Source organism: Stenotrophomonas sp. GD03654 (assembly GCF_029845105.1).
In the GTDB taxonomy this organism is placed as follows: Bacteria; Pseudomonadota; Gammaproteobacteria; order Xanthomonadales; family Xanthomonadaceae; genus Stenotrophomonas; species Stenotrophomonas africana.
The window spans coordinates 17,879-34,859 of the sequence record NZ_JAOCLC010000019.1; the positions used below are offsets into that span (position 1 = coordinate 17,879).

The following is a 16,981-nucleotide window of genomic DNA, read 5'->3' on the forward strand; positions in this document are numbered from 1 at the left end:
GGCACATCTCCACAGCGCCCCCCTCGCAATCCCGTGCCGACCAAGGTCGGCACCTACCGTTGCAGCCTCCGCGAACCCCTCTTCGCGTTTTCCCTACGGCGGGGTATGCTGCAATGAACGGCCATTGTCGCTACGCTCAGGGCCGAAACCTAAAACATCACGATTCCTGGAGGGGGAATATGAGTCTGGATCGTCCCTGGCTGCAGAGCTATCCGAAAGGCGTTCCCGCCGAAATCGACGTCAACGAGTTCCATTCGGTCGCCTCGGTCTTCGACGCTTCCGTCGCGAAATTCCGCGACCGCCCCGCCTACTCCAGCTTCGGCAAGGTGCTCACCTACGGTGAGACCGATGCGCTGGTCACCCGGTTCGCCGCCTACCTGCTGGGTGAGCTCAAGCTCAAGAAGGGCGACCGCGTCGCCCTGATGATGCCCAACTGCCTGCAGTACCCGGTGGCCACTTTCGGCGTGCTGCGCGCCGGCCTGACCGTGGTCAACGTCAACCCGCTGTACACCGCGCGCGAACTCAAGCACCAGCTGGTCGACGCCGGCGTCAGTGCGCTGGTGGTGGTCGACAACTTCGGCGACACCGTCGAGCAGGTCATCGCCGATACGCCGGTCAAGCACGTGATCACCACCGGCCTGGGCGACCTGCTCGGTGCCAAGGGCGCGATCGTCAACTTCGTGCTGAAGTACGTCAAGAAGATGGTTCCCAACTACCACATCAAGGGCGCCGTCCGCTTCAAGCAGGCGCTCAAGCTGGGCAGCCGCCATACGCTTCCGAAGGTCGAGATCGACCACGACGACATTGCCTTCCTGCAGTACACCGGCGGTACCACCGGCGTTGCCAAGGGCGCGATGCTGACCAACCGCAACCTGATCGCCAACATGCAGCAGGCGTCGGCATGGTTGTCGACCTCGGGCATCGAGCCGGGCAAGGAAGTGATCATTACTGCCCTGCCGCTGTACCACATCTTCGCGCTGACCGCGAACGGGCTGGTCTTCATGAAGTTCGGTGGCTGCAACCACCTGATCACCAACCCGCGCGACATGAAGGGCTTCGTCAAGGAGCTCAAGGGCACCCGCTTCACCGCCATCACCGGCGTCAACACGCTGTTCAACGGCCTTCTCAACACTCCGGGCTTCGACGAGATCGACTTCTCGTCGGTCAAGTTCACCCTGGGCGGTGGCATGGCGGTTCAACGTGCCGTGGCCGAACGCTGGAAGAAGGTGACCGGCGTGACCCTGGTCGAAGCCTATGGCCTGACCGAAACCTCGCCGGCAGCCTGCATCAACCCGCTCACCCTGCCCGAGTACAACGGCGCCATCGGTCTGCCGATCCCGTCCACCGACGCCTGTATCAAGGACGACAACGGCAACATCCTGGCGCTGGGCGAAGTGGGCGAGCTGTGCATCAAGGGCCCGCAGGTGATGAAGGGCTACTGGCAGCGGCCGGAGGAAACCGCCACCGCCATCGACGCCGACGGCTGGCTGCACACCGGCGACATGGCGAAGATGGACGAACAGGGCTTCTTCTACATCGTCGACCGCAAGAAGGACATGATCCTGGTGTCCGGCTTCAACGTGTACCCGAACGAGGTCGAAGACGTCATCGCGATGATGCCGGGCGTGCTGGAAGTCGCTGCCGTCGGTGTCCCGGACGAGAAGTCCGGCGAAGTGGTCAAGGTCGTGATCGTGAAGAAGGACCCGAACCTGACCGCGGAAATGGTCAAGGAACATGCGCGGGCAAACCTGACCGGTTACAAGCACCCCAGAATCGTAGAATTCCGAAAAGAGCTGCCGAAGACCAACGTCGGCAAGATTCTCCGTCGCGAGCTGCGTGATACGCCCGCCCAGTAAGGGTTTCCGGGCAAGCGAGCAGGACAGGGACCCCGCCGGAGACGACGGGGTCTTTTTATTGCCGGAACATGGCCGGTTCAGTGCTTGCGGGCGGTTCACGACGGGTGCATAGAATCAGTCGCCGCCGCACGTTCAGCTCGCCCCCTCCACTCCTCTCCGTCCGCTCTGCGGTTGGCCGGACGGTCACACGGAGAACTCCCATGTCCGCAGTACGCCCCATCATCACCCGCCCCTCGCAGCACCCTACCCTGCGCATCACCGAAGAGCCCGAGCGGGATGTCTACTGGATCCACATGCACGCCAACCTGGTCAACCAGCCGGGCCGCCCGTGCTTCGCCTCGCGCCTGGTCGATGACATCGTCGACTACCAGCGCGAACTGGGCGATCGCCTCAGCGCCTCGCACGCTCTGTCACCCCATGTCGTTCTTGCCTCGGACAGTGACGTATTCAACTTGGGCGGCGACCTGGAACTGTTCTGCCGCCTGATCCGCGAAGGCGACCGCGCCCGCCTGCTCGACTATGCCCAGCGCTGCGTGCGCGGCGTGCATGCCTTCCATGCCGGCCTGGGAACCCGTGCCCACAGCATCGCCCTGGTCCAGGGCAATGCACTGGGTGGCGGCTTCGAGGCTGCACTCAGCTGCCACACCATCGTCGCCGAGGAAGGCGTGCTGATGGGCCTGCCGGAGGTGCTGTTCGACCTGTTCCCGGGCATGGGCGCCTACTCCTTCCTGTGCCAGCGGATCAGCCCACGACTGGCCGAGAAGATCATGCTGGAAGGCAACCTTTACACCGCCAGCCAGCTGAAGGAAATGGGCCTGGTCGACATCGTGGTGCCGGTGGGCGAAGGCGTTGCCGCAGTCGAACAGGTGATCAAGGAAAGCCGGCGCATTCCGCACGCGTGGGCGGCGATGCGTGAGGTCAACGAGATCGCCACCATGGTGCCGCTGCATGAAATGATGCGGATCACCGAGATCTGGGTGGACACCGCCATGCAGCTGGGCGAGAAGTCCCTGCGCACCATGGATCGGCTGGTACGGGCGCAGGCCCGGCGCAATGGCGACCCGGCCTGATCGTCTGGCGGGTCAGGACGGGCTGCGCTCGCTGTCGTCGCGGTGTGGTGCCCCCGCACTACGGGCGGCCAACGCATTCCTGCCGTTGCGCAGCGCGGTCGCCAGGTTGCCGAGGCGGGAGCTCCATTCACCCTTAAGCTGCCAGTCCGCCATGCGCATGATTTCGCCACTGGAGGCGGCAACCTGGACAAGCCCCAGGTTGCTCGCCACGCCACGCAGCGCGTGGGCGTGCTCGCGGAAATCCTCCCACGCCTGGCGCTCGCCGCAGCCCTGCAGCTGGCCCATGCTCGCGTCCACGTCCGCCAGGCACTGGTCGATGAACTTGCGTTCGAAGCCATCGCCCATGCCCAGTGATGCCAACTCGTCCAGTACAGCGGTATCGAGCACGCCATCGCCGACCGGCAGTGCCGGCACCGACTGGATGCCGGACTCGGCGCGGGTGTTGGCGGCAACATCGGCCAGCACTTCCAGCAGGCGGGTGGCCACCACGGGCTTGGCAAGGAAGGCGCGGGCACCGGCCTGCTCGCAACGCAGGATCGATTCGGGGGTGACGTCCGCGCTCAGCACCATGACCGGCACGTAAGGCATGCCACTGGCCTGCATCACCCGCAGCTGCTTGAGCAGGTCGAGTCCGCTCATGCCGGGCATGTGCAGATCGACGATCGCGGCGTCGTAACTGGCCTGCTCCAACGTATCGAGCACTTCGGCACCGCCATTGACGCAGGTAACCTTGTGGCCGGCCTTCTCCAGCAACCGCTGCAGCACCATGCGGTTGGCTTCATGGTCGTCGGCCACCAGAACCCGCAGGCTGCGCACCCGTGCGCGATGGCGCAGGAAGGGGTTGGAAAACGCGATGACATTGCCGGCTTCAGCCACCTCGGACGGAACCGTCGGGGCTGAAGAGGTGTCTGCGACGTCCAGTGTGATCTCGACCCAGAACACGCTGCCGCGCGGGCTGTTCGGCGCATAGCCGACCTGCCCGCCCATCGATTCCACCAGGCCCTTGGCAATGGCGGTGCCCAGACCGGTGCCTTCATGGCGTCGGGCAAGGCCGACATCGCCCTGTTCGAAGGCATTGAACAGGCGCCCGCGCAACGCCACAGGTACGCCGATGCCGGTATCGACGATCTCGAATCGCAGCCGCATCCGCTCGCTGCCCAGCGCATCGGGGCTGGACACGCGCAGATGCACGTAACCGCTGTCGGTGAACTTGACCGCATTGCCCATCAGGTTCAGCAGGATCTGCTGCAGATGCCCGGCATCACCCAGCAGGCGCGGCGGCACGTTGTCGTCCACCTGCACGCGATAATCGAGCGACTTGGAACGGGTCTGCGGGGTCAGGATCAGGTTGATTGCCTGCAGCACGTCGGCCAGCGCGAACTCGTGCCACTCCACGCGCACCTTGCCGGCTTCGATCGCGGAGATGTCCAGCACCTCTTCCACCAGCGCCAGCAGGCTGCGGGTCGAGGCCTGGATGGTGTTCAGGCACTCGCGCTGTTCGTCGTCCAGGCGGGTGGTGGCCAGCACTTCGGTCATGCCGGCCAGCCCGTTCAGCGGCGTGCGGAACTCATGGCTCATGTTGGCCAGGAAGCGGCTCTTGGCTTCGTTGGCCTGGCGCGCCTCGGCCACCGCCCGGGTCAAGGCATGCAGCAGCGAATCGAAGTACAGCGGAATCGCGCCCAGGCCCAGCAGCAGGCCCCAGCCCAGATAATCGTGGCTGCGCCAGTACGGCGACAGCATCACCGTACACAGGAAGGCGAGGCAGCCCATGGCCGTGGCCACACGCAGGTAGGTGCTGCCGTAGCGCATGCCGTTGCCGATCGTCACCCACAGCATCACCGCATACAGCGGCGCGGCCGGCTCGCCCTGGATCGTCATGATCCAGGCCATGCAGGTGTAGTCGGTCAGCATGCCGATCACCCGGCGCACATGCGACACGCCCGGATTGACCAGGATCGCGGTCAGCAGGCCGGCGGAGATGGTCAGCTCGAAAGCGAGGATCAGCCAGGTCGCCGTCAGCGCCTCACCGCCACCACTCAGCGAGCGCCAGCCGAGATAGCTGATGAACAGCGCCGTGATGATGATGCGGATCAGGTTCTGCGCGTGCTCGCTGTCCTCGCGCCCGGACAGGCGCTGCTTGAAGCGGGCCAGCAGCGAGCGCTTGTCGGAGCCAGCGGCGGGAGTCGTATCCATGGTCGGATGTCGCATCCTTCGGCGCAGCAGGGAGGAGCAGCACAACGGTACTGCCAGCAACCCCAACCACAGGGAAATGGCCAGGCCCAGGTTGGCCTGCCAGTAAGGGGTCAACAGCACGGTAGTGCCGAAACTGACCATCGCCAGCACGATGGCAGCGGCCAGGTAACGCGACCCGAAGCGCAGGCCGTTGCCCACCGTGACCCACATCACCACCGCATACACCCACGCCAGCGGTTCGCCCATCTGGATCATGCCGACTGCGATCAGGCCATAGTCGGCCAGCATCCCGATGGCCCGCCGTGGATCGGAGCGGTCAGGCTTCCACAGCAGCCAGCCGAACAGCAGCAGCGACAGGCCCATCCCGGTCAACACCGTTGCCAGCACGCCCTGGTACTGCTCCAGGCGGTGCAGTCGAGCGCCCGACAGGACCACATAGACCAGGATCAGCGAGATCAGCGCCACTCGCACGATCGCCTGGCCATGCTCCGAATCCGGACGCTGCGCCAACCGGCGCTTCACGCGTGCGAACAGGTCCTGCACGTCACCCACCCGGTCGCGTCGATGCCGTCGAGTGCTGGGCGCAGATATCCATCAACTGCTGGTGGCCGCGCATCAGCGCATCCACGCAACGTGGATCGAACAGGCGGCCACGCTGGGCGTACAGATAAGCCAGTGTGGCTTCCATGGTCCATGCTTCCTTGTACGGACGGGGCGAAATCAGGGCATCAAAAACGTCGGCGACGGCGACGATGCGCGCTTCCAGCGGGATCGCCTCACCGACCAGGCCATCAGGATAGCCACTGCCGTCATAGCGCTCGTGGTGGCGCAGCGCGATCAGCGCACCGACCTGGATGAAACGGTTTTGGCTGCCACTGAGCAGCTCATGGCCAATCCGCGGGTGCCGGCGCATGATCGCCAGCTCCTCGTCGTTGAGCTTGCCCTGCTTGAGCAGCACCGCATCGGGAATGGCGATCTTGCCCATGTCGTGCAGCGGCGCCGCCATCTCGATCAGGCGGACGTCGTCTTCGGGCAGGCCGAGCTGTTCGGCAATCAACCCCGCCACGCGTGCCATGCGCTCAAGGTAGGCGCTGGTGCCGGCATCACGGAACTCGATCGCCCGCGCCAATCGCGACAGGGTCTCGCGTTCGCGTTCCTCGACCTCGTGCATGCTCGCCAGCAGGCGCTGCTCCAGCGACAACGCCCGCTGCTTCACGTTCTCGGTCTGCTGGCGCAGCTGCAGCAGGTTGTAGCAGCGCGCACGCAGTTCGCGTGGGCGGATCGGCTTGACCAGAAAATCAATGACGCCCGCTTCCAGCGCGGCCTGCCGGATCGGCTCATCGCCGACCACGGTGATCAGGATCACCGGAATGTCCCGGTGCTTGGGCAGACGGCGGAAACGACGGGCAAATTCCAGCCCGTCCATCTCCGGCATGCGGTAATCGAGCAGCAGCAGGTCGACCGGATGCGCCTCGCACCAGGCCAATGCGGTCAGCGGATCACCGAAGTCATACACGCTCAGTTCGGGCGCGATGTCCTCGATGACGTGACGCAGCATCGTCCGGGCGGACGTCTGGTCGTCAACAATGACGATGTTCAACGCGTACTCTGCCTGGTTTCTCGACCATGCTGGATCATCAGCAGGCGAGGATACCCTGCCGCTGCGAACGCTCGCACCCTGCATCGGCCTGACTCCCGTGTCATGCGTCCCGGTTCATGATCGTCATCACATTGTGAAGCGGACTCTCCACAGTGCGCACTCCCCCTGACGCCGATCAAGCCACAACAGACGTCAAGGTAGTGCATTAACGATACGCCGAGTGCGGGAGGCGTCAATCGCGCCGTCTCATTTCGCGACGGCGCGCACAAACAGGAGTCAAAAAGACGACTTACTGCTCCGGACGCATGTACGGGAACAGCAGCACGTCACGGATCGAGCTGCTACCGGTCAGCAGCATCACCAGGCGATCGACACCGATGCCGAGGCCGCCGGTCGGAGCCATGCCGTACTCCAGCGCACGGATGTAGTCGGCGTCGTAGTGCATGGCCTCGTCGTCGCCACCTTCCTTCGCGGCCACCTGGGCCTGGAAGCGCTGGGCCTGGTCTTCCGGGTCATTCAGCTCGGAGAAGCCGTTGGCCAGTTCCTTGCCGTTGACGAACAGCTCGAAGCGGTCGGTGTAACCCGGATCGTTGTCGTTGGCGCGGGCCAGCGGCGAGACTTCCACCGGATGATCGGTGATGAAGGTCGGCTGGATCAGGGTGTGCTCGACAGTGGCCTCGAAGATCTCCAGCAGCAGCTTGCCCCAGCCGTAAGACGGCTTGACGCGGATCTTCAAGCGCTCGCAATGGCGCAGCAGCGCGTCACGGTCGGTGCAGTCCGCGGCGGAGATTTCCGGATTGTGATGGCGCACCGCCTCGTCCATGCGCCAGCGGCGGAATGCCGGGCCCAGGTCGATCTTCGAGCCGTCCCATTCGACCTCGGTGCCACCGTTGACGGCCTTGGCAACGTCACGGATCACGCCTTCGGTCAGGTCCATGATCTCGTTGTACGTGGCGTAGGCCTCGTACAGCTCCATCATGGTGAATTCCGGGTTGTGGCGGGTGCTGACGCCTTCATTGCGGAAGTTGCGGTTGATCTCGTACACGCGCTCCAGGCCACCCACGGTCAGGCGCTTGAGGTAAAGCTCAGGCGCCACGCGCAGGTACAGGTCCAGGTCCAGCGCGTTGTGATGGGTGGTGAACGGCTTGGCCGCCGCGCCGCCGGGGATGTAATGCATCATCGGTGTCTCGACTTCCAGGAAGTCGCGGTTGTCCAGCCACGCGCGCATGGCGCGGATGATCTTCGAGCGCTTGATGAAGACCGCGCGCGACTCCGGGGTCACGATCAGGTCGACGTAACGCTGGCGGTAACGCTGCTCGACGTCGGCCAGGCCATGCCACTTGTCCGGCAGCGGGCGCAGCGACTTGGTCAGCAGGCGGATCGATTCGGCCTTGACCGACAGCTCGCCGGTCTTGGTCCGGGTCAGGCCGCCTTCGACGGCGATGATGTCGCCCACGTCCCAGCCCTTGAAGGCGGTATAGGCATCGCCCAGCACCGTGCCCTGCAGGAACAGCTGGATGCGGCCGGACTCGTCCTGGATCTGCGCGAAGCTGGCCTTGCCCATGATGCGCTTGGCCATCAGGCGGCCCGCCATCTTCACCTGGCGGCCGTTGCCTTCCAGGGCCTCGGCGGTCCACTGTTCGGCATCGGCGAATTCTTCCTGCAGGCGGCCGGCGAAGTCCTCGCGACGGAAGTCGTTCGGGTACGCGATGCCCTGCCCACGCAGCGCTTTGAGTTTCTCACGGCGCTCGGCGATCAACTTGTTTTCGTCGACGGGGGGGGTATCGGTAGCTTCGCTCATGGATCTGCGGGAATCGTGTAGTGAGGGGGGATGCTGCGCCCGGCACAGCCGGTTGCCCAGCATACCAAAACCGCCCTGCCCCGGCCCCGGGGCCGGACCCGCCCAGATGGCCGCCAACCTTGGTTGGCGGTCCGCGTGTCGACCAAGGTCGACACCTACCAGATTCCGGGAACCGATGCCCCGGCAGGCGCCTGCCTTGGCCGGCGGTCCGTCGACCAAGGTCGGCACCCACAGGAGCGCCTGGCCCGGCGTCAGCCGTTGCCGGGAAACGCCTGCCGCAGCTCGTCCACCAGCACCCGCTGGTTCTCCGAGTAATCGACCGGCACCGACACCAGGTGCACCCCTCCCTCATTGAAGGCCGCCTCCAGCGTCGGGATGAACTGCTCGATGGCCGTCACCTCATGCCCCTTGCAGCCATAAGCCTCGGCATACTTCACGAAATCGGGATTGCTGAAGGTCATGCCGTAGTCGGTGAAGCCATCCACCGCCTGCTTCCAGCGGATCATGCCGTAGGCGCCGTCGTTGAGGATCAGCACCACCAGGTTCAGACCCAGCCGACGCGCCGTTTCCAGCTCCTGGCTGTTCATCATGAAACCGCCATCACCGCACACCGCCAGCACCCGCCGCTGCGGATACAGGATCGAGGCCATGATCGCCGACGGCAGGCCCGCACCCATGGTCGCCAGCGCGTTGTCCAGCAGCAGCGTGTTGGCCACATGGGTGCGGTAATTTCGCGCAAACCAGATCTTGTACATGCCGTTGTCCAGCGCCACGATGCCGTCCGGCGGCATCACCTGGCGCACGTCGTGCACCAGCCGTTGAGGTGTGAATCCAGCTTCCTCGGCACGATCGGCCAAGTGCTCCAGAATCGTCGCGCGCAGCGGCAGCAGCGCATCGGCATTCGGTACCGCGCCTTCGATGCGGTCGGCCAGCTGGGTCAGCGCGCGGCCGATATCACCGATCACTTCCACCTGCGGGAAGTACACCTGCTCCACCGCCGCCTGCGAATAGCCGATATGGATCACGGTCGGCCCCCCCGGGCGCATCACGAACGGCGGCTTCTCGGTGACCTCGTGGCCGATGGTCACGATCACGTCGGCCTGGTCGATGGCCATGTGCACGTAGTCGCGCTCGGTCAGCGCCGCAGTGCCCATGTACAGGCCCGATCCACCGGCCACCGCGCCCTTGCCCATCTGCGTGGTGAAGAACGGAATACCGGCACGCAGCACGAACGCCGACAGCGCTTCGCTGGACTGCGGCCGCGACGCCGCAGAAGCGATCATCAGCAACGGTCGCTTGGCGTTGCGGATGATCTCCGCCGCGCGGTCCAACGCCTCCGGACTGGCAATGGGACGATCCACCGCGTGCGGCGGAATCAGCGCCACGTCCCCGACCTCATCAGCCGCGATGTCCTCGGGCAGCTCCAGCAGCACCGGACCGGGCCGCTCTTCCAGCGCCGTGCGGAATGCCTCGCGGACGATGGTTGGGATTGTGCGCGCCGAGACGATCTGCCGCGCCTGCTTGGTCAGCGGCTTCATGGTGCTGACGATGTCGACGATCTGGAAGCGCGCCTGCTTGCTGGCAACGATGCCCTTCTGGCCGGTGATCATGATGACCGGCCATGCACCGAGCAGCGCATAGGCCGCGCCCGTGGTGAAGTTGAGCGCGCCCGGGCCGAGCGTGGCCAGGCACACTCCGGGCTTGCCGGTCAGGCGGCCATAGGTGGCTGCCATGAACACCGCCGCCTGTTCGTGGCGGGTGATGACCAGCTCGATGCTGGAATGGCGCAGCGACTCGACCACGTCGAGATTCTCTTCGCCGGGAATGCCGAAAATGCGCTCGACGCCTTCGTTCTCAAGCGCGGCGACAAGCAGATCTGAACCCTTGGACATTGGAATGCCGTCCTTTTCGCTGGACTGGTGATGGATCGTTGCAGGAAGGATGGAAGCTGCGCGTCAATGCTTGTCGAACCACACCGTCTGCGCGTTGACGAACTCGCGGATGCCGAAGTGCGAGAGTTCGCGGCCGAAGCCGCTCTTCTTCACGCCGCCGATCGGCACGCGCGGATCGGAGGCGGAGAAACCGTTGACGAACACGCCACCGGTCTGCAGCCGGCGCGCCAGCTGCATCGCACGGGCGCGGTCGCCGGTCCACAGGTTGCCGCTGAGGCCGAACTCACTCTGGTTGGCCAGCTCCACCGCATGGTCGGCATCGCGTGCGCGGCTGATCGAGGCCACCGGACCGAACGTTTCGGTGTCGAAGGCCTGCATGCCCGGCTCCACGTCCGCCAGCACGGTGGGGGCATAGAAAGCGCCCGGGCGATCCAGCTGATGGCCACCGACCAGCAGCTTCGCGCCCGCGTCCACCGAAGCGCGCACCTGCGCGTCCAGCTGTTCCAGCAGGTCCTGGCGGGCCATCGGGCCAATGCGGTTGCCCGCTTCACGGCCATCACCGATGGTCAGCGCCTGCACCTTCTGGCAGAACTGCGCCACGAAACGGTCGTATATCGCGTCTTCAACGATGATGCGCTTGCCGGCGATGCACACCTGCCCGGTGTTCTGGAAGCGCGAAGCCACGGCCGCATCGACGGCAGCGTCCAGATCGGCGTCGGCCAGCACGATGAACGGGTCCGAGCCGCCCAGTTCCAGCACCACCTTCTTCAGCGCCTGCCCGGCCTGGGCGGCGATGCTGCGGCCGGCAGCCACGCTGCCCGTCAGGGTCACCGCCGCGATGCGGTCGTCGGCAATGGCACGGCTGGTGCCCTCGCGGCTGATGTTCGCGGCGATGAAGGTACCTTCCGGCAACCCGGCGTCGCGCCAGGCGGCGTCGAGCAGCTGCGCGGTACCGACGATGTTCTCGGCAGGCTTCAACAGGAAGCCGTTGCCGCCCATCAGGATCGGCACCGCCGCGCGCATCACCTGCCAGTACGGGAAGTTCCACGGCATGATGCCCAGCACCACGCCCAGCGGCAGGTAGGACACGTAAGCCTTGTCGTCGGGCACCTGTGTCGGTTCGTCGCGCAGGAACTTCGCGCCGTTGTCGGCGTACCAGTCGCACAGCACGGCGCATTTCTCGATTTCGGCCAGGGATTCGGCCTGGACCTTGCCCATTTCGGCGGTAGCCAGCGCAGCCAGCTTTTCACGGTCGCGGCGCAGTACCGCCGCCATCGCACGCAGTACATCCGCGCGCTGTTCGAGGCTCTTGGCACTCCAGGCCGCGAAACCGACCTGGCCGCGGCCGAGGATTGTTTCCAGTTCGGCGTCGGTGGCGAAAGGATGGCTGGCGATCTGCTGGCCGGTGGCCGGATCGCGGGAAATGGCAGTGCTGGGGGCAGCGGACATGCAGGGCTCCTGTTGTCTCGACAACGGGCGGTGGCCCGTCTCCTGCACAGGAATGTGGACCCGATTGGCGGAGGCAACAAGGCGTCTGCTTATCCTGTGACCGGCACTTACCTGTCTGAATGGGGGGAGGTGCCGGCAGGGCTGCGCCCTGCACCCGCCGAAGCCAGAGCAACGTCAACGGCAGAAGCTGGCATTCCGTGGGTTGGCGGGGTGGGTCCGGTTGAGGGGGGCGCTGCAAGTACGTCCATGTAAGCTCGGTCGCCGCATCCATGCGGCTCACGCCCCCTCGACCGGACCCACCCCGCCTTCGACAGATTTCCGCGATCTGTCGGGAATACTCTTGGGATCTGACCCCGGAATTTCTTTCGATATCTGACAGATGTGTCGACCAAGGTCGACACCTACCAACAGCCGCGCGAAATTTGTCTGAGGCGGGGCGGTGGGGGTTGGCAGGACCGTTGGCGCCATGGATGGCGCCATCGAGCCCCCATGGATGGGTTCACGGCGTATCCTGCCAGCCCACACCGCCCCGCCATCCCAAGGATGCTCGCTGTTGCTGTTGCTGTTGCCTTGGCTTGAAGCCTCTGCGGGTGCAGGGCGCAGCCCTGCCGACCAACCTACCTTCGCGGAAGGTAAGTAACCAGGGAAAGATCGTGCCGGCTCTCCGGCACCAGCGCCACGTACTGCAGGTCCAGCAGCCCGCGCGTGGGGTGGTTGAGCTTCTTCGCCCCTTCGTCGAACCGCCGCACATCGTGCTCCGGCCACCATTGGCGGAACTCTTCGCTGTGCGCGGCGATGTCTTCCACCAGCGCCAGGAACGGCGCCTTGTCCGGCGCCTGCGCCATCGCCGCACGGAAACCCGCCAGCAGGCCGCGGGTCATTTCTTCCCAGTTGAGAATCAGCGTGCGGTACGGCGGGTACAGGAACATCAGCCGCAGCGTATTGCGCTCATGCGGCGCCAGCCGGCTGTAGTCCACGAACAGCTCGGCGATGGCCGGGTTCCAGGCCAGGATGTCGAAGCGGGTATTGCGCACGTAGGCCGGGATCGGCTGCATCGCCTCCACCAGCTGGCGCAGGCCGTCGGTCACGCTCTCGTCCGGCGATTCCAGAGGCACGCCGTAGCCGGACAGCGCGAATGCATAGGCGCGCTCGTCGTCGCTCATGCGCAACACCTGCGCCAGGCGCTCCAGCACTTCGGGCGAGGCGCGCACTTCGCGGCCCTGCTCGATCCAGGTGTACCAGCTGACGCTGACCCCGATCGCCAACGCCACTTCCTCGCGCTTCAGGCCCGGGGTGCGCCGGCGCCCGCCCGGCAGGCCGAGCGTGGCGGGGTCGACACGGGCGCGGCAGGCCTTGAGGAAGCCGCCGAGTTCCTTGCGTTCACTTTCGCTGCGCATCATCGCTACCGCCGTACCCGTTCTAGCGTCGAGCCATGCTCGACGCATCTGCTACTGCGCCAACAGCAGCCGAGCATGGGCTCGGCTCTACCGGAAGCGTGATCAGCCACCCTCGGCGTTGCGCACGAGGGTGACGATATCCGCGCAGGCGCGTCGATCAGGCATCGACGCGCTTGGAGCCCACGGCCAGGCCGGCCTTCAGGCTGGCTTCGACGAATTCGTCGAGGTCGCCGTCGAGCACCTTCTGCGTATCCGAACGTTCGATGCCGGTGCGCAGGTCCTTGATACGGCTCTGGTCGAGCACGTAGTTGCGGATCTGGCTGCCCCAGCCGATATCGGACTTGGTGGCTTCCACCGCGTCCTTCTCGGCGTTGCGCTTCTGGATCTCCAGCTCGTACAGCTTGGCGGCCAGCATCTTCATCGCGTTGTCGCGGTTCTGGTGCTGGCTGCGGCCGGTCTGGCAGGCCACAACGATGTTGGTCGGGATGTGGGTGATTCGCACCGCCGACTCGGTCTTGTTCACGTGCTGGCCACCGGCGCCGGACGAACGGTACACGTCGGTGCGCAGGTCGGCCGGGTTGATGGTGATGTCGATGTTGTCATCGATCTCCGGCGACACGAACACCGAGGTGAAGCTGGTGTGGCGGCGGTTGTCCGAGTCGAACGGCGACTTGCGCACCAGGCGGTGCACGCCGGTCTCGGTCTTCAGCCAGCCGTAGGCATAGTCGCCTTCCACGCGCAGCGTGGCCGACTTGATACCGGCGACGTCGCCACCGGAGACTTCCATCAGCTCGGTCTTCCAGCCGCGCGATTCACACCAGCGCAGGTACATGCGCAGCAGGATCTCGGCCCAGTCCTGGGCTTCGGTGCCACCAGCACCGGCCTGGATGTCGACGAACGCGGCGGCATTGTCCATCTCGCCGGAGAACATGCGCTGGAATTCCAGCTTCTCGACGTGCGCCTGGTGCTTGTCCAGGTCGGCGACCACCGCCAGTGCGGTGTCCTCGTCCTGCTCGGACTCGGCCAGTTCGAGCAGTTCGGTGGCGTCGTTCAGGCCATCCAGCACCGAGGCGATGCCGCCCACGGTCTTTTCCAGGCTGGAACGCTCGCGGCCCAGGTTCTGGGCATACTCGGCGTTGTTCCAGACGTCGGGGCTTTCCAGCTCCCGCGTTACTTCTTCAAGACGCTCTTTCTTGGCGTCGTAGTCAAAGATACCCCCGAAGCGACAGCACGCGATCGGTCAGATCGGTGATGCGCTGGCGGACAGGATTCAGTTCGATCATGTCGGCGGTTATGCATTCAAAAGATGACTGGTAATGATACCGCAGGCGGGCGACTCCCGGCATGAGGCCCGCCCCCCGCCCGCGCCTCGGTAGAGTCGACTATCGCGCGCAGCGCAGGCTTCACCAGAATCTGAACGAACAGCAGTCGACTGACAGTCGACGCTACCCTCCGCCCAGCGCCTGCCGCAGCAGCGGCAGCTGCCGCCGGCTGCAGGGCACCTTCGCCCCGTCGGCCATGTGCAGCAGGGCCTCGCCCCCGTCCAGCGGCTCGATCGAGCGCAGCTGGTCACGGTGGATCAGCCAGCTGCGGTGCGGGCGCAGGAACACTGCCGGATCGAGCCGCTGCTCCAGCACCGCCATGGTGATCCGCAACGGGTAATCGTGGCCGCGCACCCGCAGGTTCACGTAGTTGCCCGCCGCCTGCGCGTATTCCACGTCGGCCGTGGCAACCAGGAACTCCTTGCCCAGCTTGCGCACCAGAAAGTGCTGGGGGCGCTCGACCGGCTCCACTGGCGGGCCAACGTCGGGCTCGGCCAGCAGGCTCGCCTCACCCTGCCTGCGCCGGCCGAACCAGCTGGCAAAGTGCTCCAGTGCCACGAACATCGCAAACGTGCGCACATCCTTCAGGTATTCGTAGGCAAAACGCTCCAGCCAGCCGGCATCGTCCTGGTAGCGGTGGCCCAGCGACGCATAGGCCAGGTGCCGCAGCAGCATCATCCCCACCACATGCAACAGCGACCAGCCGACGCTGGCCAGCAGGTACAGCGGCAATCGCCGCTTCCAGGTATCGGCATGCAGCGGCCAGCGCTCGCAGCCCCACCACAGCAGCGGCAGGGTCAACAGGATCAGACCGAGGCTGCTGAACTCCCAGATCATCGGCTCCCACAAGCCGAGATCGGCGCCGCGGCGACTGGCATCCATCACTTCCACCAGCGCATTGGTCACCGCTGAAGCCGACAGGATCGCCGCCCATACCAGCAGGCGGGTCGAAGTACGCCAGCGCGGTGGTCGGCCCTGGGTCATTGCTGCATCCATGTCGTTGCGGTGCTCCAGCCTGCCTCAAGGGACCAAGGGTAGCGGCTCCATTGGTCCCGCCACCCCCGCCATTGGTCACTGCGCGGGTTCCGGCGGCCCCTCGGCAGTGGCTGCACGGGCCGGGCGGCGTCACGTTGGCTCGACCTTCCGGCACACCACCACCATGACCCGACGCCACGACATCGACGCCCTGCGCGTGTTCGCCTTCGCCCTGCTGATCCTCTACCACACCGGCATGGCCTATGTGGACGACTGGGGTTTCCACCTCAAGAGCGTGCATACCGCCGAATGGCTGCAGTGGCCGATGCTGTTCGTCAACCGCTGGCGGATGTCGCTGCTGTTCCTGATCTCGGGTATCGCCATCGCCCTGATGCGGCCGGAAGGCAGGCTGCTGCGCTTTGCCGGCCTGCGCACGTGGCGGCTGCTGCTGCCGCTGCTGTTCGGCATGTTCGTGATCGTGCCGATCCAGCCCTACTGCGAAGGGGTGGCCAACGGCCACGTGGCACCCGGCTTCGGCCACTTCCTGCTGCGCTATTGGCAGGTGCGGCCGTGGCCGGAAGGGAGTTTCGCCGGCTGGCAGTACGGCATCACCTGGAACCACTTGTGGTACCTGGCCTATCTGTGGAATTACACGCTGGCCCTGGCCCTGTTAATGCCATTGCTGGGAAGGCCGGTGGTGCGCCGCGCGGTGGCGTTCTGCGCTGCATCGCCGATGCTGCTGATCGGCCTGCCGTCCGCCCTGCTGCTGGCCTGGGTAATCTGGCTGGAGCCGATCTATCCGTCCACCAATGCCCTGCTTGGCGACTGGTACCAGCACGCCAAATACGCAACGGTGTTCCTGGCAGGCTACCTGCTCGGTCGCGAGCCGGTGTTCTGGCAGCGTGTGGTCGCCCTGCGCCGCACCACGCTATGGCTGGCGCTGGCCGCGATCGCCTGGTATCTGGGGTTGCGCATCCTCGGCCAGGTACTGCCGGCTGACTCCTCGCTGCGGCAATGGCCCGAAGCGTTCTGGGATCTGCAGGGCAGGACCAGCCAGTCGCTGTACGTCTGGACCGCGCTGCTGACCATCCTGGGCTGGGGCAAGGTCGTCCTCGACCGCCCGTTCCGCTGGCTGCCGTACTGCACCGAGGCGATCTATCCCTGGTACATGCTGCACCAAAGCCTGATCATCGTGCTGTTGTTCTGGCTCAAGCCGCTACAGCTGGGGCCGTGGGCCGAACCGGCCCTGCTGCTCGGCGGTACCGTCGGCGGCTGCCTGCTGATCCATGAACTGCTGATCCGTCGTTCGCGCTGGCTGCGGCCCCTGTTCGGCCTGCGTGCCGATCCACCTGCGGCGCCGATCGCGCGCGCCGCGGTAGTGTAGAGCCGAGCCCACGCTCGGCTGCCTCTGCCATGAGCCGAGCAT

The 16,981-nt window shown here is 65.5% G+C and carries 11 protein-coding genes; 3 read left to right on the plus strand and 8 right to left on the minus strand.

What is annotated here, in order from left to right; genetic code table 11:
• Positions 1–179: 179 nt before the first annotated feature.
• Positions 180–1,856, plus strand: a complete 1,677-nt coding sequence (locus N5J73_RS09375; RefSeq protein ID WP_049444794.1) for a long-chain fatty acid--CoA ligase — start codon at positions 180–182, stop codon at positions 1,854–1,856.
• Between the two features lie 200 nt (positions 1,857–2,056).
• Positions 2,057–2,926 (plus strand): crotonase/enoyl-CoA hydratase family protein, encoded by an 870-nt coding sequence (locus N5J73_RS09380; protein ID WP_012480080.1) that lies wholly within the window; start codon positions 2,057–2,059, stop codon positions 2,924–2,926.
• A gap of 12 nt (positions 2,927–2,938) precedes the next feature.
• Here the strand turns inward: N5J73_RS09380 and N5J73_RS09385 are convergent, their stop codons facing one another.
• The 8 genes from N5J73_RS09385 to N5J73_RS09420 form a co-directional block, all read right to left on the minus strand.
• A complete protein-coding gene (locus N5J73_RS09385) occupies positions 2,939–5,671 on the minus strand; it encodes a response regulator (RefSeq protein WP_049444796.1) in 2,733 nt (910 codons plus the stop codon).
• Complete coding sequence (locus N5J73_RS09390; RefSeq protein WP_006364528.1) at positions 5,664–6,803, minus strand: two-component system response regulator; 1,140 nt, start codon at positions 6,801–6,803, stop codon at positions 5,664–5,666. Before N5J73_RS09390 ends, N5J73_RS09385 begins: the two co-directional genes overlap by 8 nt.
• 205 nt (positions 6,804–7,008) lie before the next feature.
• Positions 7,009–8,520, minus strand: coding sequence for a lysine--tRNA ligase (gene lysS, locus N5J73_RS09395; RefSeq protein ID WP_049444799.1), 1,512 nt, complete (start codon positions 8,518–8,520; stop codon positions 7,009–7,011).
• A 251-nt stretch (positions 8,521–8,771) separates the two neighbouring features.
• The gene (locus N5J73_RS09400; protein WP_049444802.1) at positions 8,772–10,412 is read right to left on the minus strand and encodes an acetolactate synthase large subunit; all 1,641 of its coding nucleotides are present in this window, start codon (positions 10,410–10,412) and stop codon (positions 8,772–8,774) included.
• 63 nt (positions 10,413–10,475) lie between these two features.
• Entirely contained in the window at positions 10,476–11,861 is a 1,386-nt protein-coding gene (locus N5J73_RS09405) for an NAD-dependent succinate-semialdehyde dehydrogenase (RefSeq protein ID WP_049444803.1), read from the minus strand.
• 617 nt (positions 11,862–12,478) lie between these two features.
• Positions 12,479–13,261, minus strand: coding sequence for a helix-turn-helix transcriptional regulator (locus N5J73_RS09410; RefSeq protein WP_049447098.1), 783 nt, complete (start codon positions 13,259–13,261; stop codon positions 12,479–12,481).
• A 154-nt stretch (positions 13,262–13,415) separates the two neighbouring features.
• Positions 13,416–14,541 (minus strand): peptide chain release factor 2 gene (gene prfB, locus N5J73_RS09415; RefSeq protein ID WP_014037064.1). Its coding sequence is split into 2 segments (ribosomal slippage): positions 13,416–14,465 and positions 14,467–14,541, totalling 1,125 coding nucleotides; the frame shifts between segments, so codons are not numbered across the junction.
• Positions 14,542–14,703: 162 nt separating this feature from the next.
• Positions 14,704–15,564, minus strand: coding sequence for a LytTR family DNA-binding domain-containing protein (locus N5J73_RS09420; protein WP_049447100.1), 861 nt, complete (start codon positions 15,562–15,564; stop codon positions 14,704–14,706).
• A 175-nt stretch (positions 15,565–15,739) separates the two neighbouring features.
• Here N5J73_RS09420 and N5J73_RS09425 point away from each other — a divergent pair, with 175 nt between their 5' ends.
• Positions 15,740–16,939 carry an acyltransferase family protein gene (locus N5J73_RS09425; RefSeq protein WP_049447101.1) on the plus strand — a complete coding sequence of 400 codons (1,200 nt, stop codon included), beginning with the start codon at positions 15,740–15,742 and terminating at the stop codon, positions 16,937–16,939.
• The last annotated feature ends 42 nt before the right edge of the window (positions 16,940–16,981 follow it).